This window comes from Propioniciclava sp., assembly GCF_036744435.1.
GTDB lineage: Bacteria > Actinomycetota > Actinomycetes > Propionibacteriales > Propionibacteriaceae > Propioniciclava.
On sequence record NZ_DAIOIA010000043.1, the window covers coordinates 1 to 22347 of the forward strand.

Sequence of the window (22347 nt, forward strand, 5' to 3'; positions counted from 1 at the left end):
GGTCAGGACAGGGTCTCGCTCCACAGCAGCCACGCCAGGCCGTCATAGGTGGGCTGGAGCCCGTCGACGTAATCCGCGGCCAACAATGCGGCGGCCTTGTCGGAGGCGGCTACTGCTTCCGCTCGCAGGCTGCTGTGCTCGGGGACCGCCCGCAACAACGCGATCGCGAGCCCCGCGTCCGTGGCCCCCAGGCCCATCGGTGCGCCGGGCAGATCTGCGCCCAGACGCCGCACGAGCGTCTGCACGCCCCCCGCGCACACCGCTTCGGGCCCCTGACCCACGAGGGACGCCTCGAACCGCTCTGCGGGCGTGGTGGCCTTGGCCAGGATGGCGCTCAAATCCAGGGGGGCCACCCCCATCTGGAGGCCCGCCACCCACGCCCACGACGCGATCAGCCCGTCCCCGGCACCGAACCGGCGCCGGGCGAGCACATCCAGCGCGGCAATCCCCAACGCCTCATCGTGCGTCTCCACGGCCACCGCGAGCGCCACCAGCGGCGCGAACTGGTCCTCGCGCGCCAACCAGTCCTCCTGCTCCAGCCAGTCCAGGGCCGCGTTCGGGTCGGCCACCACACGCCGCGACAAGGCGGCCGCGACGACCGCCCCGGACGCCGTCGGCAAACCACCGGGACGCCTCCCCAGCAGGGGCGCAACCACCTCGGCGGCCAGGACGCGCGGGTCCGGCTCGAAGGTGGGCCGCAGCCGGGTGACGCCGCGGGCTCCGTGCACCGCGATCTCCCGATGCCCCGCCGCGGCCGTCGCCACGCCCGCGATGTCGTCGCTGGCCACGGTGACGCCGTGCCCGGGGACCAGCGCCTGATCGGGGGTGTCGAAGCGTATCGCGTCGCCCGGACGGGCGATCAGTTCCGGCACCCAGCCGGGCATCGCCGCCCGAGCTTGTTCGAGACGGTCGATGGGGCCGAACTCCAGCCGTGTGACATGCCGGGCGAACGGCCGCAGCGAACCGGTCGGGTTCGCCAGGAAGAACGCCGCCATGTTCGGCTCCAGCGCCTCAGCCCGGCGGCCCGACGGGGAGAACCGCGGCGATGGGCTGCTCTCCCGCAGGAACCCCTGCCGCAGCCGAATCAGCAACGACGGCCGATCGCCCTCCTCCCGGGAGATCACGAGGAAGCCGTCCGACTCGGCGGTCCACGACCAGCCGGTCCATCCTGGCGCCACGCGCACCACCATGCCGAGCGGAGGGGCGGCCTGCGTCTCATCGGAGCGGTTGTCGAGCGCCAACTCGACGGCCCAGTCCCCCACCAGATCACGGACGCTGAGCCGGAAGCCGATCTCCCCCACCGCGTAGGACACCTCGTCCTCCACCTCATGGGAGACGCCCGCCTCCGGCCCCTCAGGGATCCCGAACGTGACCTCGCACACGTCCTCGCCACCGGACGTCACGCGCAGGCCACGGCCACCGCCCGACCAGCGCCACGCGAAGGCATCGCTCATCGGTCCGCCCCCGCCCCGACGATCTCCGCCTCGCCGCGAGCACCCGACGGCTGGCAGGTGGGACACCAGTAGAGATGCCGACCCGCCAACTCGGTCGTGGCGACCGGAGTCCCGCACACGTAACAGGGCAGCCCGGCCCGCCGGTACACGTAGACCTCGCCGCCATGCCGGTCCACGCGCGGATCGCGTCCCATCGCCTGCGGCATGTGCTCCTCAGCGACCGTGTCGATGCGGCCCACCTCGACGGCCTCCCCCATGAGCAGCACCAGGTCGGCCCACACGGCGTCGAACACCTCCGCGGGCAGATCCTGGGCGGGCAGCAACGGATCGATCCGATGCCGGAACAGCACCTCGGCACGAAAGATGTTCCCCACCCCGGCGAATGCGGCCTGATCCATCAGCACGACCGCGAACGGCTTGCGGCTGCGCCGCACCTTCGCCCACGCACGCGCCGGGTCGGCGTCCGGACGCAGCGGGTCGGGCCCCGAGGACGCCACCACCTCGGCACGCTCGGCTGCCGTGATGAGCCGGCACCACTGCGGGCCACGCAGGTCCGCAGCCGTGACGCCGTCGCTGAGCCGCAACCGCAGGGTCGACGGGTTCGGCGCCGGAAACACGTGGGTGAACTGGAACTTGCCGATCAGGCCGAGGTGAATCCACACCGTTCCGGGCACGAAATCGACCAGCAGGTGCTTGCCGACGGATTCGGCGCCGACCAGCGGCTCCCCGTCCAGAAGGGCGGCCGCTTCGGCGAACCGGCCCTGAGGGCTCGCGACACGCAACGGCTCCGCCTTGAAGGTGTCGGTGAGGTGCCGGGCCAGGCGGTGTGTCACGTGTCCTTCGGGCATGGTCCTCTCCTCGCAGCGGTCGGGGGCCAACTGTAGTCGCCGCCGCTAAGATCACGACCGTGGCGGAACAGACCCCTCGACGTGCGCTGCCGCCGACGTCCGCCCCCACTACCGACGACGCCCCCGGGCAGCGCGCACACACGAGCCGGTTCGCCCGCTGGCGCAAGCGATACTCGCTGGTCTCCGACATCCTCACCCCGCAGCGCCTCGGGCTCGCGCTCGCCGCGATCGTGCTGCTGCTGACCGGTGCCTTCGGCGGCCTGGACGCGGTGACCAGCGATGACCCCGACGAGACCCCGGCAGGGCAGGCGAACCAGCCCTTGTCGATCGGCCCCGCCACCATCACGGTGATGCGGCTGCGGCACGCCGATGCGCTGCCGCCGATCGCCTCCGCCCAGGCGGGCACCACCTACTTCTTCGGTGTGCTCCAGGTGGTCAACACCTCCAGCGAGCCCCTCGGCGCCACAGCGGTGGCTTCAGCGCTGGCACTCGACGTCCCCGGGATCGACCCCGGCCAGGCCGCACCGTCGTTGTACCGGATCGACGACTCCCTGGGGGCCCGCACCTTCCAGCCAGGCGTCCCGGTCAACGTGGTTGCGGTGTGGCCCACGACCAGCCAGGACGCTCCCGCCGAGGCACACCTGACGCTCAGCACGCTCACCTGGTATGAGTACTTCTCCTCCGCCGACGCCGAATGGCAGGTCCAGGAGCCGGCCTTCATCGTCGCGCTCCCGGTCGAAGAGCTGGCCGAGCCATGATCCGGCTGACCCGCGACGGCGTGATCACCGCGCTGCTGGTGGTCGCTGCCCTGTTCGTCGGCTCGCTGGTGGCCGAACGCATGCCCGACCCGGCCGCCGTCCTGGATCGCCCGTTCGAGCGTCACGCCGGAATCGGGGCCCCGGTCCCGATGCGCACGGGCACGCTCACCGTGACCGGCATCCGCTCCGGGACCCAGGTGTCCAGCTATCTCGACATCGCGGCGACGCAGGGAGTCTGGCTGGTCGCCGACGTCGAGTGGACGCCCACCACCGAAGCGTTCCCGCTCAACGCCCACGCCGCCAGGGTCGTCGCCGCCGACGGTCGCCGCTACGGCGGCACGTCCGAGATCGCCACCGGCTGCACGCGCACCCAGGCCGGCGTCACCTTCGTCTGCGCGCTGGCCTTCGAGATGGCACCGACCGCGTTGGCCGGAGCCGCGCTGCATGTGGCCGCCTCGTCCTCGGTCGACGATGCGGATGACGTCGCGGTCATCGACCTGGGGCTCGACGCCGCCGGGGCTGCCGCGCTGGCATCCGCCGCCGGGCGCGTCGTCCTCGCCGAACCCCACGTCAAGGAGCCGTGATGCGCACGTCGACCTGGTGGCGCTCAAACCGGCTGTGGCTGGTGCTGCTGCTGCCCGCCCTGGCGCTGGCGCTGGCGGCGTCCTCGTTCCGGTTCTCAGCCCTCTACCTGCGGTGGGAATGGAGCCAGCCGACGCTGCTGCGGGCTCCCGGCGCCTACACCCAGACCTTCAGCACGGGAACGCACACCCTGCAGCGGACAGTCGAGGTGGGTGTCGCGGCGGTGGAGCGGGCCGTCGAGGTGGAGGGCGAGTACGCGGCGGGAGGCACGGCGTTGTGGCGAGTCGCCCTCGACTTCGCGGCTGCCCCCGACCAGATCCTGGCCACGTGCGAGATCGAGTTGGAGGACGCCGCCGGGATCCGTTACGGGGTGCGTGGCGCCAAAGTGAACGCCGACGGCGACCCCGACTCCACCTGGGTGCACCGCGGCTGCACCCCCGCCGACGCCCCCGGGCCCACCGTCGACTTCGACGGGCAGGTGCGCGAAGCCGACACGACGCGACCGCAACGCTGGCAGGTGGTCACCTCGGTGGCGGTCCCAGCCGGAGTCGAACCGACGCTGGTGCGGGTGATGTGGGATCGGCCCGGATACCTCAGGCTGACGATCCCCCGCTGAGCGCCACCACGTCAGCGGCCGATGCTGCGGAGGCCTCCCCGGCGTCCTCACCGGCGCGCTGGCTGAGCACCACGGCGTTGACGGCCGCCGCCAGCAAGGACAGCGCCACCACGAAGTAGACGGTGCGCCCGGCGAGCAGCAAATAGGGGCTGATCGCGTACTGCCGCAGCGACGGACCGGGCCCGAACACCTCCCTCAAGCCGAGATAAGTCAGCGCCTGCAGTCCGGACGCGATCGAGAACACGATGCAGAACAACACCATGGACAGCACGCCCGCGCTCGCCACCCGGCCGATCGCCTGCAAGGTGTTCTGGACGGGCGTCGTGATCGGCTCGACGACCTGAGCAACCACCCTGCGCACCGGCTGGGGGATGGACTTCATCTTGTCGGTGACCTCGTCGTGGGTGGCAAAGCTCAACTCGTTCGACTTCAGGGTCGTCCCCAACACGGCAGCCCCGATGACCAGCCAGGCCACCGGGACGATGATCAGGTTGCCCAGGTCGCTCACGACCGTGATCACGGCGTCGACGATCGTGGTGGCCACCAGGCTCCAGGAACGCACCCACGCGACCAGGCCGTCCCACCACTCGACCACGCCCGCGACGGCGCGACGCGACTGCACCCAGGCCGACAGTTGGTCGATCTGATGGGCGAAGGCGTTGGCGAGCGTGATCATCCACAGCACCTCGATGTAGATGGCCGCGGCCGACCAGGCGAGGTGCCGCTGGGTCAGTTGCAGCAGCGAGATGACCTTGCGGGCGACGAGCGCCCCCACGACCAGTGCGATCAGGCCCCAGCCCTCGGCGTACACGGTCCGGCCGAAATCCATCGACCCCAGAGCCGCATTGAGCGCCTCGTCAGCCGTCGCGTCGACCACGAAGTTGCGAGCGTCCTCCTTCAGCATCCCCGCCGTCGCATACACCGCCAGGAACGGGATCATGACCTGCGCCGCCACGCTCAGGTCGGCCTGCCAACGCTCCCGGGTCGAGACCGTCACCACGTTGCTGAAGGCCGACAGCGTCGGGGCGGTGGCCCGCAGCATGAGCACCAGTGACAGCAGCGTCGACAGCGGGGCCAACGGCAGAATGAACACGGCCGCCGTGGCGTTCACGTCGGAGACGATCGTCGCCAACCACAAGAACCCGGTGCGTCCGGCCCAGCCGAAGAGGAACAGGCACAGTAGTTCCGGCCCGTGGTTGACCAGCACCCGCGCGCCGTCCACGAAGAGGCGCAGCACCGAGCCGAGCGCGTCCTTGATGAGGTTCACGAGGGGGTGTCAGGGCGCCGGCACGCCGAACGTCACGCCCGCGGGGCGTTCTCGTAGTCCTCGAGCTCCTTGATCCGGCGCACGTGCCGCGGATCCTGGGAGAAGGGAGTCTCCAGGAACACCTTCGCCATGTCGAGGGCATCCTCCAGGCTCTGCATGCGCCCGCCCAGGCTGAGGACGTTCGCGTCGTTGTGCTCGCGACCGAGCCGGGCCATGACCGTGTTGTAGGCGAGTGCCGCCCGGATGCCGCGCACCTTGTTGGCGGCGATCTGCTCGCCGTTGCCCGAGCCACCCAGCACGATGCCCAGCGACCCTGGATCCTTCGTCACCGCCTCGGCCGCCGGAATCACGAACCGCGGGTAGTCGTCCTGCGCGTCGTAGCGATCGGCGCCGTGATCGACGACCTCATACCCCAAGGCGGTGAGTTCCTTGACCAGATACTGCTTGAGATCGAAGGCGGCATGATCGGTCGCAATGTGAACGCGCATGCCGCAAGTGTGGCCCAAGCCGGTGCCGACGCGCACGCGTTCCTGACCAGATGGGCCCGAAATCGGTACCGTGAGGCTCAGTCGAAGATCGGGTCGACCGTGCGGGTCCGCTTCAGCTCGAAGAACCCGTCGTAGGCAGTGACCTTGGCGACGCCGTCGAACAACTCGCCTGCCGCCCCTCCCTTCGGCGCCGGTGAGATCACCGGGCCGAACAGCGACTTGCCATTGATGCGCACCACCGGGGTGCCCACTTCGTCACCCACCGGATCCATGCCCTCGTGGTGGCTTCGGCGCAGATCATCGTCCTGGGCGTCGGTGTCCCCCGCCGCGGCCAGGTCGATCGGCAGACCGGCGTCCGCGAGGGCCGCCTCCAGCGTCGGGCGCACCTTGGCCTCGCCCCCGGGGTGGTAGCGGGTTCCGATCGCCGTGTAGAAGTCGCGCAGTGCCTGCTGTCCGTGGGTGCGCTCCACCTCCATGGCGACCCGCACGCCTGCCCACGCGGTGTCCAGCAGAGCCCGGTACCCCTGCGGGAGATCGCGCCCCTCGTTCAGCACCGACAGGCTCATCACGTGGAACTCCACGTGGACATCGCGCACCTTCTCGACCTCCAGCAGCCAGCGCGAGGTCATCCACGCCCACGGGCACACCGGGTCGAACCACAGGTCAACGGTTTGCGTCATGCGCGAAACCCTACCCGGACGCGCCCGCGTCCTGGAGGGGTCACCCGGGCCCAGGGCGCTAGTGTGGTCGCGTCATAACGTCAAGCGCATCAAGGATGAGCCGCATGTTCCGTGCCAACATCACCCGTGACGAGGCGAATCTCCGCAGCCGTCAGCTCCGTGTCGCCTCGTATGAGGCCCTGGTCGACCTGTCCGGCCGACGTCTCGACGGTACCCCGCTGGACGCCCCGGACAAGACGTTCGTCTCCACGACGACGGTTCGGTTCAGTTCCATCGCCTGCGTCGCGAACGCGAACGTCATCGCCGAGGAGATCCTTGAGGCCACGCTCGACGGCGAGGCGGTTCCCCCGGAGGCGTTCGACGGCGAACACCTCACGCTCACCCTCGGGGAGGGCGACCATGAGCTGCGCGTGGCGGCCGTGATGCGGTTCTCCCGCACTGGCGAGGGCCTGCACCGCTTCATCGATCCCGCCGACGACAAGACCTACCTGTACACGCAGTTCGAGGTCGCCGACGCCCGCCGCATGTATGTCACGTTCGAGCAGCCCGACCTCAAGGCGACGTTCCAGCTCTCCGTCATCGCCCCCGGGGCGTGGACGGTGCTGTCCAATGCGCCCGCCGTGGAGCCGGTGACGCTCGCCGACGAACTGGGCCGCTGGGACTTCGAGGCGACGCCTCGGATCAGCACCTACATCACCGCGCTGGTGGCCGGGGACTTCCATTCGGTGCACGACTCCTACGAGCGCGCCGACGGGTCCGCGATCCCGCTGTCGATTCACGTGCGCGAATCCGTCGCGCAGCACCTCGACGCCGAGCGCATCTTCGAGACCACCAAGCGTGGCTTCGAGGTGTTCGAGGAGCACTTCGGACGCCCCTACCCGTTCGACGACTACGCGCAGGTCTTCGTGCCCGAGTTCAACTTCGGAGCCATGGAGAATGCGGGCTGCATCACCTTCCGCGACGAGTACATCTTCCGCAGTCGCCAGACGGCCGCCAGCTACGAGGCGCGGGACAACACGATCCTGCACGAGATGGCGCACATGTGGTTCGGCGACCTGGTGACGATGACCTGGTGGGACGACCTGTGGCTCAACGAGTCCTTCGCCGAGTGGGCGTCCCACTTCGCCCAGGACGAGATCCGCGCCCGCTACGGCGACCGGCCCAACCCGTGGGCCACCTTCTCCAACAGCCGCAAGACGTGGGCCTACCGCCAAGACCAGCTCCCCTCGACGCACCCGATCGCCGCCGACATGGTCGATCTGGAAGCCGTCGAGTTGAACTTTGACGGCATCACCTACGCCAAGGGCGCCTCGGCGCTGCGGCAGCTCGTCGCCTTCGTCGGCAAGGAGGACTTCCTCGCGGGCGTGCGGGCGTACTTCGCCAAGCATGCCTTCGGCAACACGCAACTCCCCGACCTGCTGGCCGAACTCGAGGTGGCCTCCGGGCGCGACCTGGGCTTCTTCACCAGCCAGTGGCTGCAGACGGCGGGCGTGAACACCATCGCCGCCGACTGGGACGAGGCGGACGGCCAATTCACCCGGTTCGGCATCCGGCAGTGGGCCTCCCCGCAGTGGCCGACCCTGCGTCGGCAGCGGATCGCGGTCGGCCTGTACAACCTCGTCGATGACGCGCTGGTACGCACCGAGCGGTTCGAGTTCGACATCGACGGCGAGTACACGGAGGTGTCCGAGCTCACGCACGCGCGGCGCCCCGATCTGCTGCTCCTCAACGACGACGACCTCTCCTACACCAAGATCCGCCTCGATCCGCGGTCGCTGGAGACGCTGGTGGCGCACATCCACCAGCTCGACGACGAACTGGCCCGCGCACTCGCCTGGGGATCCACGTGGGACCTCACCCGCGACGGCGAGATGAGCGCCTCCGACTATGTGGATCTCGTGCTCCGCGGCGTCGGCGTGGAAACGGACCTGACGGCCGTCAACGCGCTGCTGGCGCAGGCCCGGCTCGCAATCGACTACTACGCGCCGAGCGCGGACCGCAAGGCGCTGGCCCGCCGGTTCACCGCCGGCCTAGCGCAGCTCGTCAAGGACGCCGAACCGGGTTCGGACCACCAGCTCGCGCTCACCCGGGCGCTGGCCCTGTCGATCGACTCCGAGCCGGGGGCCGCGGTGCTGGCCGCCTGGCTGTCGGGTGAGGAGATCCCCGAGGGGCTGGCGGTCGACGCCGACCTGCGGTGGCGGCTGCTGACCGAACTGGCCCGCGTCGGCGCGGCAGGCGAGGCGGAGATCGCCGCGGAACTCGAGCGGGATCAGACCTCCACGGGGGCCGAGAAGGCGGCCGGGGCACGGTCGGCGTCGCTGGACGCCGACGCCAAGGCGGCCGCGTGGGCCGCCGCGACGGAGCAGGACACGCCCAACGAAACGCATTTCCAGATCACGTCCCAGTTCTGGCAGCTGGATCAAGACGACATCCTGGCGCCGTACGCGGACCGCTACCTGGAGGTCGTGGACGCGATCGGCGCCCAGCGCGGCCGCTGGGCCACCGCGTCGACGACGATCCGGCAGCACGTGCTGGGGCTGCTGTTCCCGCGTCCCCTCGCGGATCGGGCGTTCATCGCGAAGCTGGACGCCTTCCTCGGCGAGCGTGACCTGCCGGACTCGGTCAAGCGCCTGGTCCTGGAGCGCCGCGACGACGCCCTGCGCGCCCTGCACAACCAGGGGGCGTGAGCAGCCCGGCGACCGGGAGGCGGCGATGAGCGGACTCACCGTCGGTGAGGTGGCCGGCTGGCTGGAAGAGGCCTACCCGCCAGCCCTCGCCGAGGACTGGGATCGGGTCGGCCTGGGTGTCGGCGACCTCGCTGCAGCCGTCGACTCGGTCGTGCTGAGCGTGGACGTGACCGACGCCGTGCTCGCAGAGGCCGTCGGCCGGGGCGCTCAGTTGATCGTCAGCCACCACCCGCTGCTGCTGCGAGGGGTCCACGCGGTGCGCGCCGACGAGCCGAAGGGGCGATTGCTGATCGCCGCGATCCGCGCCGGAGTGGCGGTGTTCAGCGCCCACACCAACGCTGACTCCGCCGCGCACGGGGTCGCCGACGCGCTCGCCGACGCGGCCGGTCTCGACGAACGGCGCCCCCTGGTCCCGGCAGCATCGGACCCCTCCCTGGGGTTGGGCCGCGTCGGTCGGTTGCGGGAGCCGGTGACGGCCGCCACGCTCGCGGCGCGACTGGCCGCCGCCGTCCCCGCCACCACGACCGGGGTGCGGGTGGGCGGTGATCCGGAGCGGCGCATCGAGACGGTCGCCGTGCTGGGCGGGGCGGGAGATTCACTGCTGGGGGCGGTGCGCGCCCGCGGCGTCGACTGCTACGTGACCGGGGACCTGCGTCATCATCCCGCCCAGGACTTCCTGGCCTACGACGATGCCCCGTGCCTGATCGACGTGCCGCATTGGGCGGCCGAATGGCTGTGGCTGCCGGCTGCCGAGCGGCTCCTGCAGCGGAGGGCCACGGCCGAAGGCATCCGCCTCACCACGCACGTGTCCACGCAGGTGACCGACCCGTGGACGGCGGTGTTCCCGCCGCGCACGTGACCGGCTGCGCTCAGCCGAACGCAACCGCCTCGATGGCGTCGCGGTCCAGCAGGGCGTCCACGATGATGGCGCGCAGCCCGAGCGTCAGCGACTCACCGGCGGGCAGCGTCAGGGGACGATCCCAGGCCAGCGAGGGCCCGAGCCCGGTGTAGTCGGATGCCCGGCAGAACCAGGGCCGAGACTCCCCCGGCGGCTGTGTGAACACGATGGTGAGGGGGCCCGCGGGACCGCCGACGCCTGCCACCCAAGTCGCAGGACGCCCGTTGATGGCCGCTTCTCCTTCGCCGTCCGCCGTGATCAGCCGCTCCAGGCGGCCGTCGGCGAATCGCCAGAACAGTCCCGCGTACCCGGCTCCGCTACGGCCGTGCGCGGCCGGGCTCGTGAACACGAGGTCGGTCTGCCCCGCGGTCAGTTCTGACTCCCAAGCCAGCACCCAGCCGGGATGCGGGCCAGGCAGGACCGACGCGGAGAGCCGCCGGTTCTCGCTCAGCAGCGGCTCACCCGCCTGGCTGAGCCAGGTCAGCGTCTCCTTCAGCCCCGTGGGGCGGTGCGCGGTGGGGGGATGGACCTCGCGCGACACCGACAGCTGACGGCCGTGGTTGGGCAGCAGGGTGTGACCCAGCCCGCGCACGTACGTCCGGCCACCCCAAAACGAGGTGCCGTTGACATCCGGCGGGGCCAGACTGAGTCCGTACTGGTGGCGGTAGTTCTCCGGGCGTGCCGCGGTGAGGACGCGTCCCGACAGCGTGCGGATCGGATGCAGGTAGGGCCGACGGGCGTGCACGACGGGGAGGGCCGCACCATCGTGGTAGACAGCCAACTCCACCTCACCGGCCGCCAGCACGTCACCTTCGGGGCGGGCATGCCAGCGCGGGGCACCCTGGGGGACCCGTCGGGGCCCGGCGGGTGCGGCATGCGACTTCCCCAGCGGGGCCGGGCCCGTGGACTGCCGGTGCACGAGCGCGGGGCGGAACGGCTCCCCCGCGGCGGTGTCAGCGCCGCCGAGCAGGGCGGCCAACCGCTGCCACGCCACGGCCCCCAGCGCGTGGTGGGCCACGCCCAGCGTGGTCAGCGGGGGCACCGAGAACCGGGACAGGTCGATGTCGTCGAACCCCACCACCGAGACGTCACCGGGGACGGAAACGCCGATCCGGCCGAAGTGGCTCAGCAGCCCGAACGCCACCAGATCGTTGAAGGCGACCACCGCACTGGCTCCCGTGTCCAGGACGCGCGGCGCCGCCTCGAACCCGTCTTGAAGCTGATAGCCGGCCCGCAGGCTGACCACCCGCAACGATGGATGGTCCGCCTGCACCTCGTCCCAGGCCTCCCGCCGGGCCCGGTCGCCGCTGCTCTCCACCGGTCCGCCCAGGTAGACGATGTCGCGGTGGCCCAGACCGATCAGATGGTCGGCCGCAGCGATGACGCCGGCGCGGTAGTCGATGGTCAGGCCGGGCGGACACACGGTCGTGCCCGCGGGCCTGCCCACGACGAGCGCGGGCTGAATCTCCGCCAGGGTGGGGCCCAGCCGGTCGTCGGTCGCCCGCGGCGACACCCACAAGACGGCGTCGCAGCGCGCCCGTGCGTCCCGGGCCACCTGGAGCTCTATCTCGGGTTCGGCCCCCGTCTCCGTCACCAGGACGCGGTAGCGCGATGCCGAGGCGGCCCGCGTGATCCCCTCCACGACCTGCTGGAACATGGGGTTTCCCAGTTCCGGGACGAGCACCGCGATGGTCTGCGTGCGCCCCAGGGACAGGGAGCGGGCTGCGCTGCTGGGGTGATAGGCCAGGCGCCGGGCCACCTGCCTCACGCGCTCGGCGAGCGCCGGATCGACGGTGGTCTGGCCGTTCATGACACGCGACACGGTCGCCGAGGAGACGGCCGCGGCTTTGGCCACGTCGCTGATGGTTACCCGGGAACGTTCCGTCACTGTCGCGCGCTTCGTCGTCGCTCACCGCGACGTCGTCGTCGGGGTGAGGGGACGCCTCAGGCCGGTTCGACCTCGGAGCTGGTGCCCTGGCTGCGGCGCAGCCAGGCGGGGCCCATCACGGCCAGGACCACCGGCACCGCGATGACCACGGGCAGGGCGACCGTGAGCAGCAGGATGTCGTTCAGCGACGGGTTGTACACCTCCGGCCAGCCGGGCACCGTGTGCGTTTCCAGCAAGGGGAACAACGTGAAGTGCGGCATGCGCGAAATGGTAGCGGACACTGCGATAGATTGAGGCCCCGAGCGGCGTGGGATCCACGACCGTTTCGAGGCGAGGAGTACCAGGTTGAGCGCAGGCAGCGACTCCCGGGTCATCTGGGATGGCGACGACATCACCCGGGCGTTGAACCGCATCGCCCTTCACATTCTCGAAAGCAACAAGGGCGGTGACGGGCTGGTGCTGCTGGGCATCCGCACGCGCGGCGTCCCGCTGGCGCATCGGCTCGGTGCGGCCATCGAACGGGCCGAGGGCCAGGCCGTGCCCGTCGGCGAACTCGACATCACGATGTACCGCGACGACCTGCGGCGCCAGCCCACCCGGGCGGTCGGCCCGACCCGGGTGCCGGTGTCCGTGGACGGCCGGACGGTCGTCCTGGTCGACGACGTCCTCTTCTCCGGGCGGACGATCGCGGCCGCGATGGAGGCCCTGAAGGACCTGGGCCGCCCGAAGGCCATCCGCCTCGCGGCCCTCATCGACCGCGGCCACCGCGAACTGCCCATCCAGGCCGACTTCGTGGGCAAGGACCTCCCCACCGGCCCCTCCCAGCATGTGCGGGTCGCGCTGGCCGAGATCGACGGCGAGGATCAGGTCAGCATCAGCAACGAGAAGGAGAACTGATGCGCCACCTGCTCAGCACCGCCGACCTGAGCCGCGACGAGATCACGTCACTGCTGAACGTGGCCGAGGAGATGCACGAGGTGCAGCGCCGGCCCATCAAGAAGATCCCCGCCCTGCGCGGACGCACGATCGTCAACATCTTCTTCGAGGACTCCACCCGTACCCGGAGCTCCTTCGAGATCGCCGGCAAGTGGATGAGCGCCGACACCATCAACGTGTCCGCGAAGGGCTCCAGCGTCAGCAAGGGCGAGTCCTTGCGCGACACCATGATGACCCTGGACGCGATGGGCGTGGACTGCTTCGTCATCCGGCACAACTCTTCCGGGGCGGTCGCCCAGGCTGCGGGCTGGGTGCGAGCCCACGTCGTCAACGCCGGCGACGGCCAGCACGAGCACCCCACCCAGGCGCTGCTGGACGCCTACACGATGCGCCGGCATTTCCGCGAGGCGAAGCTCGCCGACACGTTCCGTGGCAAGCGGATCGCCATCGTCGGCGATCTCCTCCACAGCCGCGTGGTGCGCAGCAACGTGCTGCTGCAGCGGACCCTCGGCGGCCAGATCACGCTGGTCGCTCCCCCGACGCTCATGCCGACCGGCGTCGAGCAGTGGGGAGTGCGCGCCACCCACGACTTCGACTCGGTGCTGGAGGAGGCCGATGTGGTGATGATGCTGCGCGTCCAGCGGGAGCGGATGTCGGGCGGCTTCTTCCCCACCGCGCGCGAGTACGCCGCCGAGTACGGGCTGACCGCCCAGCGGCTGGCCCGGCTCAAGCCGAGCGTCGCCATCCTCCACCCCGGCCCCATGAACCGGGGCGTCGAGATCTCCAGCGAGGCCGCCGACGCGGCGTCTTCGCGGGTCCTGGATCAGGTTTCCGCGGGCGTCGCCGTCCGCATGAGTGTGCTGTACCACCTGCTGGGTGGGGAAGGAGAGGCCCGATGAGCCTGCTCATCACCGGAGTTCGGCTCGCCGACGGCAGCGTCACCGACCTGGCCGTCGAGCAGGGCCGGTTCGTCGAGCCGACGGACCTGTCCGCCCCCGCCGAGCGCATCGACGCGGATGGTCTGCTGGCGCTGCCCGGCCTGGTCGACCTGCACACCCACCTGCGCGAGCCTGGTCGCGAGGACGCCGAGACGGTCGCCTCCGGAACCCTGGCCGCGGCGCGCGGGGGGTACACGGCGGTGTTCGCCATGCCGAACCTGACCCCGGCCACCGACACCGGCGAGGCGGTCGTCTACCTCAACGAGTTGGCCGCCCGCGACGCCCACTGCGAGGTGGTTCCGATCGGGGCCGTCACCAAGGCCCGCGAGGGCGAGGAACTGGCCGAGCTGGGCCTGATGGCCGCCCAGGGCGTCACCGTGTTCTCCGACGACGGCGCCTGCGTCCACGATTCGCTGATCATGCGGCGGGCGCTGACCTACCTCAAGCCGTTCGGCGGGGTCGTCGCGCAGCACGCCCAGGATCCGCGGCTGGCCGGACCGTCGGCCTGCTGCCACGAGTCGGAGATCTCCGGGCGCCTCGGCCTGCCCGGCTGGCCGACCGTCGCCGAATCGACCATCGTCGCCCGGGACGTGCAACTCGCCGAGTTCACCGGCGGCCGCTACCACGCCTGTCACCTCTCGACCGCCGAGAGTGTGGAGGTGATCCGCTGGGCGAAGAAGCGCGGCATCGATGTGACCGCTGAGGTCACCCCCCACCATCTGCTCCTCGACACCCCCCATGTGGAGGGCTACGACACCACCTTCAAGGTGAACCCGCCGCTGCGCACCTCCGAGCACATCGAGGCCCTTCGCGAGGCTTTGGCCGATGGCACCATCGACATCGTCGGCACCGACCACGCCCCGCACGCCCGCCAGGACAAGGACCATCCCTTCGATGTGGCCTCCCCCGGGATGCTCGGGCTCGAACAGGCCCTGAGCGTGGTGATCGAGGTCATGGTGAACACCGGCCGCATGGACTGGGCGACTCTGGTGGACCGGATGTCGGCGGCACCCGCCCGGATCGGACGCCTGGCACACCAGGGGCGTCCCCTCGCCGTCGGGGAGCCCGCGAACCTGGTCCTGGTCGACCCGGCGCGGCGCGCCACGGTGGATCGGGCGGCCTCGGCGTCCCGCTCCCGGAACAATCCCTACCACGGCATCGACCTGCCCGACCCGGTCGAGCTGACGCTGTGGCGCGGCACCCTGACGTATCGCCGGTGAGCGCCCCGCGGCAGCCCGGGACCGCCTCCTCGCGCGCGCTGTGGGCGAAGCTGGCCCCCCTGGCGTACCTGCCGGTGTTCCTGCTGTGGTACTTCGCGCTGGAGGGACGCCCGTCCGAGGGCATGTTCGTCGTCGACTCCACCTTCGACGCGCTGATCCCGTTCGATGCCCGCTGGGCGCTCGGCTACTTCGCCTGGTTCCCGTTCCTGCTGGGTTTCATCGGCTGGCTGCTGGTGCGGGATTTCCGCAGCTACGCGGAGACCCCGCGGCTGGCGTTCCTGCTGATCGTCGGGATGACGGCCTGCCTGATCGGGTACACGCTGTGGCCGACGACGCAGACGCTGCGACCGCAGGCCTATCCCGACCAGGGCTGGTTCACGGGGATCGTCGCCGGGTTGCAGGGCTTCGACGACCCTTCCAACGTGTTTCCCAGCCTGCACGTCTACACCTCGCTGGTGGTGGCGTACTGCCTGATCGTCAGCCGCTACGTCACCTCGATGTGGGTGAAGGCGGCCGGGATCGTGCTCACCGTCGTGATCGCGTTCTCCACGGCCTTCCTCAAGCAGCATTCGATCGTGGACGCCTTCGGCTCGGCGGCACTGTTCCTGCTGGTGCTGGCCGGATGGGCGCTGCTGTCGGGACGCCGCACCCCGCCCGCCGCCTGACTTTCCTCCTCACCTAGACCGACGCTCTCACGATCTGAGATCTGACGCGCCGAACCGGCGGCCCCCTGTCGGGGACCGCCGGTTCGGCGGAGGCGATGCTGCGTGTCTGCGCTCAGGCCGCGGCGGCTGCCAGGTCGGTGGCCAGCGCCAGGATGGACGCCCGAGCTGCCTCGTCGGCGATGCCCAGGTAGTCGGCCGCCTTGGCGACGGACTCCGCGAGCGTCCCGGCACCGATCTCGGTGACGATGTCCGCCTTCGCGTCGTTGATCGGAGCACCCAGGCCGCGGGTGTGCAGCACCCAGGCCGCCACGGCACGCTCGGCGCCGATCGGCTGGCGTCCCGCCGCCCGGTCGGCGTTCAAGGCCGGAACGATGCGGATGGGAATCTTCACCGACCCGTCGGCCGCAATCCGGGAGAGCTGGTCCTTCATCCGCGGGTTGCCGAAGCGCTCCAGCAGGGCCGCCCGGTAGGCGTCCACTTCCTCCGCGGGCAGCGGCAGGTGACGGGCCGCGACGTCCCACCACTCGTTCACCCAGCCTGCGACGACCGGGTCGCTGATCGCCTCGTACACGGTCGCGTGACCGACGACGGTGGCCGCGTAGGCCATCAGCGAGTGCGACCCGTTGAGCAGCCACAGCTTGCGCAGTTCGTGGGGAGTGATGTCGTCGACGAAGGCGGCTCCGGCGCTCTCCCAGGCGGGGCGTCCGCCGGCGAACTCGCCTGCGATGACCCACTCGGTGAACGGCTCGGTCGCGACCGCGGCCGGATCGTCGATGCCCTGGTCGGCGGCCAGGGCCGCCCGGGCCTCCTCGGAGATGCTGGGCGTGATCCGATCGACCATCGTGGTGGCAAACCCCACGTTGGCGGACATCCAGTCCACCAGCGTCGGATCGACGGCCTCGGCCAGCGAGGTCAGCACGCCCGCGACCATGTGGCCGTTGTCGGGGACGTTGTCGCACGGAAGGAACGTGATCGAGCCCGCGTCCGCCGCGCGACGGGCCAGGAGCCCGGCGACGAACTTGCCCGGCGCGGTGGTGACCGCGGTGGCCTCGCCGCCCTTCAAGGCAGCGATGTCGGCCTGCACGGCCGCGTTCGTCAGGTCGATGCCGCCCTCGGCGCCGGGCAGATACCCGGCCTCGGTGATGGTCGAGCTGACGATGACAACCGCCGGGTCGGCGAGGTAGCCGACGAACGTGGCCACGTCCGAGCCGCTATGCGTCGCGGAGATCGAGCTGATCACCTCGTATTCATTGCCCTCAGGGTTTTGGACGATCAGCTCGTACAGCCCGTCCTGGGCAGTCATCGCCTCGGCCATCGCGGTCGAGCGGCCCGTGAACGCGGCGATGCCCCACGCGTCGGCGTCTGAGGCGCGTTCGGTGTACATCGCCTCGTGGGCGCGGAAGAAGTTACCCAGTCCCAGGTGGACGATCCGGATCGGTGCAGCGGGGCGACCGTCCTGGGCGCGGGTGAGTCGGCGGGTCACGTCATGGACCTTTCTCGTGCGTGCAACAACAAGGGGCAGCCTAGGCCCGTCATGCTGGCAACAGGGCAAATCAGGCCATTGTTGGCAACTGGTCGCCGTAAGCTTGCCAACATCGCAAGCCCGCTCCAGGAGGACGCCGTGCCCCTTTCCACCACCATCGAGGCCGTCACGATCGGGGGCCCGCACCTCACCGTCGCGGACGCCGAACTGGACGCGTTCGTGCTCGACCAGTTCGCCGGAGTCGACTTCGATGACAAGTCGGTCGTCCTGGTCGTGCCCGATGGCACGCGGAGCTGCCCCCTGCCGCTCTTGCTGCGCACGGTGCACCGTCACCTGATCGACCGGGTTGCGTCGCTGACGACCATCATCGCCTTGGGCACCCACTCCTACATGGAGCCGGGCGAGATCGACACCTGGTTCGGGGTGCCGGAGGGCAGCACCCTTGCGGACACGTATCCCGGCATGACGGTTCTCAACCACGAGTTCCTCGACCCCGACAAGATCGTCACCTTGGGCACGCTGAGCGCCCAGGAGGTGTCGGAGTTGAGCGGCGGCCTGATGGCGGAGGAGGTCGTCGTCGAGATGAATCGCTACGTGGCCGAGGCCGACATCAACCTGGTCATCGGGCCCGTGTTCCCCCACGAGGTCATCGGCATCTCCGGGGGCAACAAGTACTTCATCCCGGGCTGCAGCACCCACGACGCCATCGACCTGTCGCATTGGGTGGGAGCCCTCATCGGCATCGAGACCATGATCGGGACGCCCGGAATCACCCCGGTGCGCGCCATCGTGGATGCCGGGTCGGCGATGATCCCCGGGCTGAAGCTGGCGCTGTGCCTGGTGGTGCAGTCGGGCACGGGCGAGATCGAGTCCATCTCCTTTGGCAGCAGCCAGGAGTCCTGGGCGGCCGCCGCCGAGGTCGCCGCTCAGACGCACGTCGTCTACGTGGACGAGCCGTTCACGAAGGTCATCGCCATGATGCCGACCCGCTATGACGACATCTGGACGGCGGCGAAGGGTTGCTACAAGATGCAGCCGGCGATGGCCGACGGCGGCGAGGTGATCATCTACGCCCCGCACGTCACGGAAGTGTCCGAGCAGCACCCGGAGATCTACGACATCGGCTACCACAGCATCGAGTACTTCACGAAGCAGTGGGACCGCTTCGCGGGGGTTCCCAAGGGCGTGCTCGCCCATTCGACGCACGTGCGCGGCGCGGGTAGCTTCGATCCGGAGACGGGTGTGGAGACCAACCGCATCAAGGTGACGTTGTGCACGCAGATCCCCCGCGAGGTGTGCGAGCAGGTGAACCTCGGCTACCTGGCTGTGGAGGACGCCGACTTCGAGGCCTGGAACGCTGACCCGGACGTCTTCGTGCAGGAGAACGCCGGCGAGGTCTTGTACCGCCTCAAGAAGGACTGACCAAACGGACGGGGCGGCACCGCGGGAGGAAGAACCCGTTCGGTGCCGCCCCGTCGCTGTGGCGTCTCAGCGTCGCGGCCAAGCGGGCCACCGGGGCCCGGCTCAGGACGCGGGCGCGGTGGACTGTCGCACGATGAGCCGCACCGGGACCAGCACCGGGCACGTCTCGGGCGACTTGTGCCCGGTCAACGTCGCCGTGACGTAGCGCACGGCCGAGTCGCCCAGCATCGTCAGCGGGGCGGCGACCGTCGTCAGCCCGGGCGTCACGAGAGCAGACGCGAAGATGTTGTCGAAGCCCACCACGCTGACCTGGTCGGGGACCTTGATGCCCCGCTCGGCCAGCCCCTGCATCAGGCCGATGGCCATCAGGTCGTTGAAGCACACCACGGCCTTGAGGCGGCGGGCGGCGATCACTTCGGCGGCCCCCCGGCCGCCCTGCAGCGTCGGGGCGAACGGCCCGACCCGATGCTCGGTGAACCCGAGTTCGCGGGCCGACTCCCGGACGGCACGCCAGCGCATCCCATCCGCCCAGGAGGCCTCCGGCCCCGCCAGATAGGTGATGTTGCGGTGTCCGAGCGCCAGCAGGTGCTCGGCGGCCTTGCGGACGCCATGGGCCATGTCGGGGACGATGCAGTGCAATCCGGAGACGCGCCGGTTCAAGATGACGACCGGGAGCGACTTCGCCAGCGTGCGCAGTTCGGTGTCCGACAGCCGCGAGCTTGCGATGATCAGGCCGTCCAGGAGCGGCAGCGAACGGCGCAGCATCTCGCGCTCCAGGGCCTCTGACTCCTGCGCGTCGTTCAAGGTGACGACGAAGCCCGCCTCGGCGGCTGCGGCCTGACAGCCACGGATGACGCGGAAGTTGAACGGGTTGGTGATGTCGGCGACGGCCAGCCCGAGCACCTTCGTGGTGGTCTTGGCCGCCGCTCGGGTGACCTCGCGGCTGCGGTAGCCGAGTTCCTCGGCGACCTGGCGGATCCGTTCCGCCGTCTGCGCGCTCACCCGACCAGGTCGGGAGAAGGCCCGTGACACCGTCGACGGGCTCACCCCGGCGACACGTGCCACGTCATAGATCGTTGCGTCCGACCCCGTGCCCGCCTCGTTGACCATGCCTGCGAGCCTAGCAACCCGGCAACCGGTTGCCACCAGGTTCTGGCAAGAATCCCACCCCCAGTTTGGAACCGCGACACGCGGTGCGAGCACGTCGAACAGGGCGACCCCGAACGGGGCCGCCCTGTCGCACGCGAGGGGTCTAGACGGTGATGTTGAACGCCTTCTTGGGCAGATCGACCACGAACGCGTTGGCCAGTTCCTCCGCCTCGTCGATCTCCAGGCGGTGCTGGACGACGAGGTTGGCCAGGTAGGAGGAGTCCACGCGGCGCGCCAGGTCGTGGCGGGCCGGGATGGACATGAAGGCCCGGGTGTCGTCGACGAAACCGGTCGTCTTGTAGAACGTCCCGTACTCGGTGACCGACGAACGCCAGCGCATGATCGCGTCGGGGGCGTCGATGAACCACCACGGCGGGCCGACGTAGACCGACGGGTAGAAGCCGGCCAGGGGGCCCACCTCGCGGCTGTAGACCGTCTCGTCCTGGCCGAAGATGATCACCCGGAAGTTCGGGTTGGTGCCGAACGCGTTCAGCATCGGGTGGAGGGCATCCACGGTCTCGAACGCGATCGGGATGTCACCGCCGACGTCGGCGCCGAACTTCTCGAACGTCGCCTGGTGGTGGTCGCGGTACACGGCCGGGTGCAGCGTCATGACGAGGCCGTCCTCGGACGCCATGCGCGCCATCTCGAACATGAACGTCCGGCGCAGGGCTGCGGTGGCCAGCGAGGACGCCTCGCCGCGACGAGCCGCCGCGTACACGGCCTCGGCCTCCTCGCGGGGAAGCGGCTCGGTGCCCAGGTCGACGTGGGCGTGGTCGGAGGAGACCGCCCCCATGCTCTTGAAGAACTGGCGCCGGTTCTCCATGGCCGCGACCCAGCCCGCGAACGTGGTGGTGTCTTCGCCGGTCTTGGCGCCCAGGGCGTCGATCAGGTCGGTCCAGCCGGCCCGGCCAGCCTCCAGGTACTTGTCGGGGCGGAAGGTCGGGACGATGGTCGTGGCGACCGAGTCGTCACCGGCCAGCTTCGCGTGGTGTTCCAGGTCGTCCAACGGATCGTCGGTGGTCGCCAGGAAGGAGATGTTGAAGGTGTCCAAGAGCGCGCGCGGCTTGAAGGCGTCGGTGGCGAGCTTGGCGTTGATCGCGTCGTAGATCTCGTCGGCCGTCTCCGCCGACGGCCGCACGTCGATCCCGAAGATGTCGACGAGTTCCATCTCCATCCAGTACTTCATCGGCGTCCCACGGAACAGCTCGTAGTGGGAGGAGAAGATGCGCCACGCCTCGCGGGCCTGCTCCTCGGTGAAGTCGGTCCGGCCCACCGGGACGCCGAGCGCGCCCAGGTCGACGCCCTGGCCGTGCAGAATGCGGTTCACGTAGTGATCGGGCGTGAGCAGCAGATCGGTGGGGTTCTTGAACGGGATGTCGTCAGCGATCCAGGCCGGCGGAACGTGACCGTGGGGCGAGATGATGGGCAGATCCTTGACCTGCTCATACAGCTTGCGGGCCACTGCGCGTGTCTGCGGCTCTGCAGGGAACAGGCGATCAGGGTGAAGAGTCAACGGCTGGGTCATGGCGTCATTGTTGCGGGCGCGCGCGGGCATGTCAGGCGAAAGCACCCGAGTTGCGGTCGTTTGGCCTCAGGTTGCGCAACCACTTTCCACGGTTGGCAATCGGTGTCTTGCCGCGTCCGGATCGGGCAAGATGGTAGGGGTATGGCCGCGCGCGCGGCACCGAGGCCGGTGCTGCACCGAGCGGCTGACCACCATCTCCGACGAAAGGGCACCACCACATGAGCGACAAGACGGGAACCGCCCAGATCGGCGTCATCGGCATGGCCGTCATGGGATCGAACCTGGCACGCAACTTCGCCAACCACGGCTACCGGACCGCCATCTTCAACCGCACCTGGTCCAAGACCGAGGCCGTCGCGGCGGCCCACCCCGAGGCCGGCTTCATCGCCTCCGAGAGCCTGTCGGAGTTCGTCGACTCGCTGGAGAAGCCGCGCCGGGTCGTCATCATGGTCAAGGCCGGCGCGGGCACCGACGCCACCATCGACGCCCTCGTCCCGCTGCTGGAGCCCGGCGACATCGTCGTCGACGGCGGCAACGCGTTCTTCCAGGACACCCGCCGCCGCGAGAAGGCGCTGCGCGACCACGACCTGCACTTCGTCGGCGCCGGCATCTCCGGCGGCGAGACGGGCGCCCTCGAGGGCCCCTCGATCATGCCCGGCGGATCGCCGCACTCCTACCAGTACGTCGGCAAGATGCTCGAAGACATCTCGGCGAAGGTCCCGGGCCCGAACGGCGAAGAGCCTTGCTGCACCTACATCGGCACCGACGGCGCCGGCCACTTCGTGAAGATGATCCACAACGGCATCGAGTACGCCGACATGCAGTTCATCGGCGAGGCCT

Annotated in this window: 21 protein-coding genes; 11 read left to right on the top strand and 10 right to left on the bottom strand. The window is 70.0% G+C overall.

Annotated elements, in window-relative coordinates; all coding sequences use genetic code 11:
• Window positions 1-2: 2 nt before the first annotated feature.
• The gene (locus V7E09_RS07410; RefSeq protein WP_324511979.1) at window positions 3-1454 is read right to left on the bottom strand and encodes a hypothetical protein; all 1452 of its coding nucleotides are present in this window, start codon (window positions 1452-1454) and stop codon (window positions 3-5) included.
• Window positions 1451-2302 carry an Fpg/Nei family DNA glycosylase gene (locus V7E09_RS07415; RefSeq protein WP_324511978.1) on the bottom strand — a complete coding sequence of 284 codons (852 nt, stop codon included), beginning with the start codon at window positions 2300-2302 and terminating at the stop codon, window positions 1451-1453. Before V7E09_RS07415 ends, V7E09_RS07410 begins: the two co-directional genes overlap by 4 nt.
• Window positions 2303-2361: 59 nt before the next feature.
• Between V7E09_RS07415 and V7E09_RS07420 the strand changes: the two genes are divergently transcribed.
• From V7E09_RS07420 to V7E09_RS07430, 3 genes are read left to right on the top strand one after another with little or no spacing between them, the layout of a single operon-like run.
• Window positions 2362-3060, top strand: coding sequence for a hypothetical protein (locus tag V7E09_RS07420; RefSeq protein ID WP_324511977.1), 699 nt, complete (start codon window positions 2362-2364; stop codon window positions 3058-3060).
• Window positions 3057-3644, top strand: coding sequence for a hypothetical protein (locus tag V7E09_RS07425; protein ID WP_324511976.1), 588 nt, complete (start codon window positions 3057-3059; stop codon window positions 3642-3644). The genes V7E09_RS07420 and V7E09_RS07425 overlap by 4 nt, the downstream gene beginning before the upstream one ends.
• The gene (locus tag V7E09_RS07430) at window positions 3644-4258 is read left to right on the top strand and encodes a hypothetical protein (protein WP_324523213.1); all 615 of its coding nucleotides are present in this window, start codon (window positions 3644-3646) and stop codon (window positions 4256-4258) included. The genes V7E09_RS07425 and V7E09_RS07430 overlap by 1 nt, the downstream gene beginning before the upstream one ends.
• Here V7E09_RS07430 and V7E09_RS07435 read toward each other — a convergent pair.
• The 3 genes from V7E09_RS07435 to V7E09_RS07445 form a co-directional block, all read right to left on the bottom strand.
• Entirely contained in the window at window positions 4236-5525 is a 1290-nt protein-coding gene (locus V7E09_RS07435; protein ID WP_324523214.1) for a hypothetical protein, read from the bottom strand. The genes V7E09_RS07430 and V7E09_RS07435 overlap by 23 nt on opposite strands.
• 32 nt (window positions 5526-5557) lie before the next feature.
• A complete protein-coding gene (locus V7E09_RS07440) occupies window positions 5558-6013 on the bottom strand; it encodes a ribose-5-phosphate isomerase (RefSeq protein ID WP_324511973.1) in 456 nt (151 codons plus the stop codon).
• A gap of 77 nt (window positions 6014-6090) precedes the next feature.
• Window positions 6091-6693: a DsbA family protein gene (locus tag V7E09_RS07445; RefSeq protein WP_324511972.1), complete on the bottom strand. Its 603-nt coding sequence runs from the start codon at window positions 6691-6693 to the stop codon at window positions 6091-6093.
• A gap of 104 nt (window positions 6694-6797) precedes the next feature.
• Here V7E09_RS07445 and pepN point away from each other — a divergent pair, with 104 nt between their 5' ends.
• Together pepN and V7E09_RS07455 are read left to right on the top strand one after the other, a co-directional pair.
• Window positions 6798-9380: an aminopeptidase N gene (gene pepN / locus V7E09_RS07450; RefSeq protein ID WP_324511971.1), complete on the top strand. Its 2583-nt coding sequence runs from the start codon at window positions 6798-6800 to the stop codon at window positions 9378-9380.
• Window positions 9381-9405: 25 nt separating this feature from the next.
• Window positions 9406-10239, top strand: a complete 834-nt coding sequence (locus V7E09_RS07455; RefSeq protein ID WP_324511970.1) for a Nif3-like dinuclear metal center hexameric protein — start codon at window positions 9406-9408, stop codon at window positions 10237-10239.
• Between the two features lie 10 nt (window positions 10240-10249).
• On the opposite strand, the gene V7E09_RS07460 is transcribed toward V7E09_RS07455, so the two are convergent.
• Complete coding sequence (locus V7E09_RS07460) at window positions 10250-12133, bottom strand: DUF6807 family protein (protein ID WP_324511969.1); 1884 nt, start codon at window positions 12131-12133, stop codon at window positions 10250-10252.
• Window positions 12134-12222: 89 nt separating this feature from the next.
• Window positions 12223-12426 carry a hypothetical protein gene (locus V7E09_RS07465; protein WP_324511968.1) on the bottom strand — a complete coding sequence of 68 codons (204 nt, stop codon included), beginning with the start codon at window positions 12424-12426 and terminating at the stop codon, window positions 12223-12225.
• Window positions 12427-12511: 85 nt separating this feature from the next.
• Between V7E09_RS07465 and pyrR the strand changes: the two genes are divergently transcribed.
• From pyrR to V7E09_RS07485, 4 genes are read left to right on the top strand one after another with little or no spacing between them, the layout of a single operon-like run.
• Window positions 12512-13063: a bifunctional pyr operon transcriptional regulator/uracil phosphoribosyltransferase PyrR gene (gene pyrR, locus V7E09_RS07470; protein WP_324511967.1), complete on the top strand. Its 552-nt coding sequence runs from the start codon at window positions 12512-12514 to the stop codon at window positions 13061-13063.
• Window positions 13063-14001, top strand: a complete 939-nt coding sequence (locus V7E09_RS07475; RefSeq protein WP_324523215.1) for an aspartate carbamoyltransferase catalytic subunit — start codon at window positions 13063-13065, stop codon at window positions 13999-14001. The genes pyrR and V7E09_RS07475 overlap by 1 nt, the downstream gene beginning before the upstream one ends.
• Window positions 13998-15260, top strand: a complete 1263-nt coding sequence (locus tag V7E09_RS07480; RefSeq protein ID WP_324511965.1) for a dihydroorotase — start codon at window positions 13998-14000, stop codon at window positions 15258-15260. Before V7E09_RS07475 ends, V7E09_RS07480 begins: the two co-directional genes overlap by 4 nt.
• A complete protein-coding gene (locus V7E09_RS07485) occupies window positions 15257-15925 on the top strand; it encodes a phosphatase PAP2 family protein (RefSeq protein WP_324523216.1) in 669 nt (222 codons plus the stop codon). Before V7E09_RS07480 ends, V7E09_RS07485 begins: the two co-directional genes overlap by 4 nt.
• Before the next feature lie 112 nt (window positions 15926-16037).
• Here V7E09_RS07485 and V7E09_RS07490 read toward each other — a convergent pair whose 3' ends face one another.
• Window positions 16038-17408: a mannitol dehydrogenase family protein gene (locus tag V7E09_RS07490; RefSeq protein ID WP_324511963.1), complete on the bottom strand. Its 1371-nt coding sequence runs from the start codon at window positions 17406-17408 to the stop codon at window positions 16038-16040.
• A gap of 138 nt (window positions 17409-17546) precedes the next feature.
• On the opposite strand from V7E09_RS07490, the gene V7E09_RS07495 reads away from it, so the two are divergent.
• Window positions 17547-18830 (top strand): lactate racemase domain-containing protein, encoded by a 1284-nt coding sequence (locus tag V7E09_RS07495; RefSeq protein WP_324511962.1) that lies wholly within the window; start codon window positions 17547-17549, stop codon window positions 18828-18830.
• 102 nt (window positions 18831-18932) lie between these two features.
• Here V7E09_RS07495 and V7E09_RS07500 read toward each other — a convergent pair whose 3' ends face one another.
• Window positions 18933-19940, bottom strand: coding sequence for a LacI family DNA-binding transcriptional regulator (locus V7E09_RS07500; RefSeq protein WP_324511961.1), 1008 nt, complete (start codon window positions 19938-19940; stop codon window positions 18933-18935).
• Between the two features lie 142 nt (window positions 19941-20082).
• Window positions 20083-21507 carry a glucuronate isomerase gene (gene uxaC / locus V7E09_RS07505; protein ID WP_324511826.1) on the bottom strand — a complete coding sequence of 475 codons (1425 nt, stop codon included), beginning with the start codon at window positions 21505-21507 and terminating at the stop codon, window positions 20083-20085.
• A gap of 218 nt (window positions 21508-21725) precedes the next feature.
• Here uxaC and V7E09_RS07510 point away from each other — a divergent pair.
• The coding region (locus tag V7E09_RS07510) for an NAD(P)-binding domain-containing protein (RefSeq protein ID WP_324523217.1) at window positions 21726-22347 on the top strand (622 nt) is incomplete at its 3' end.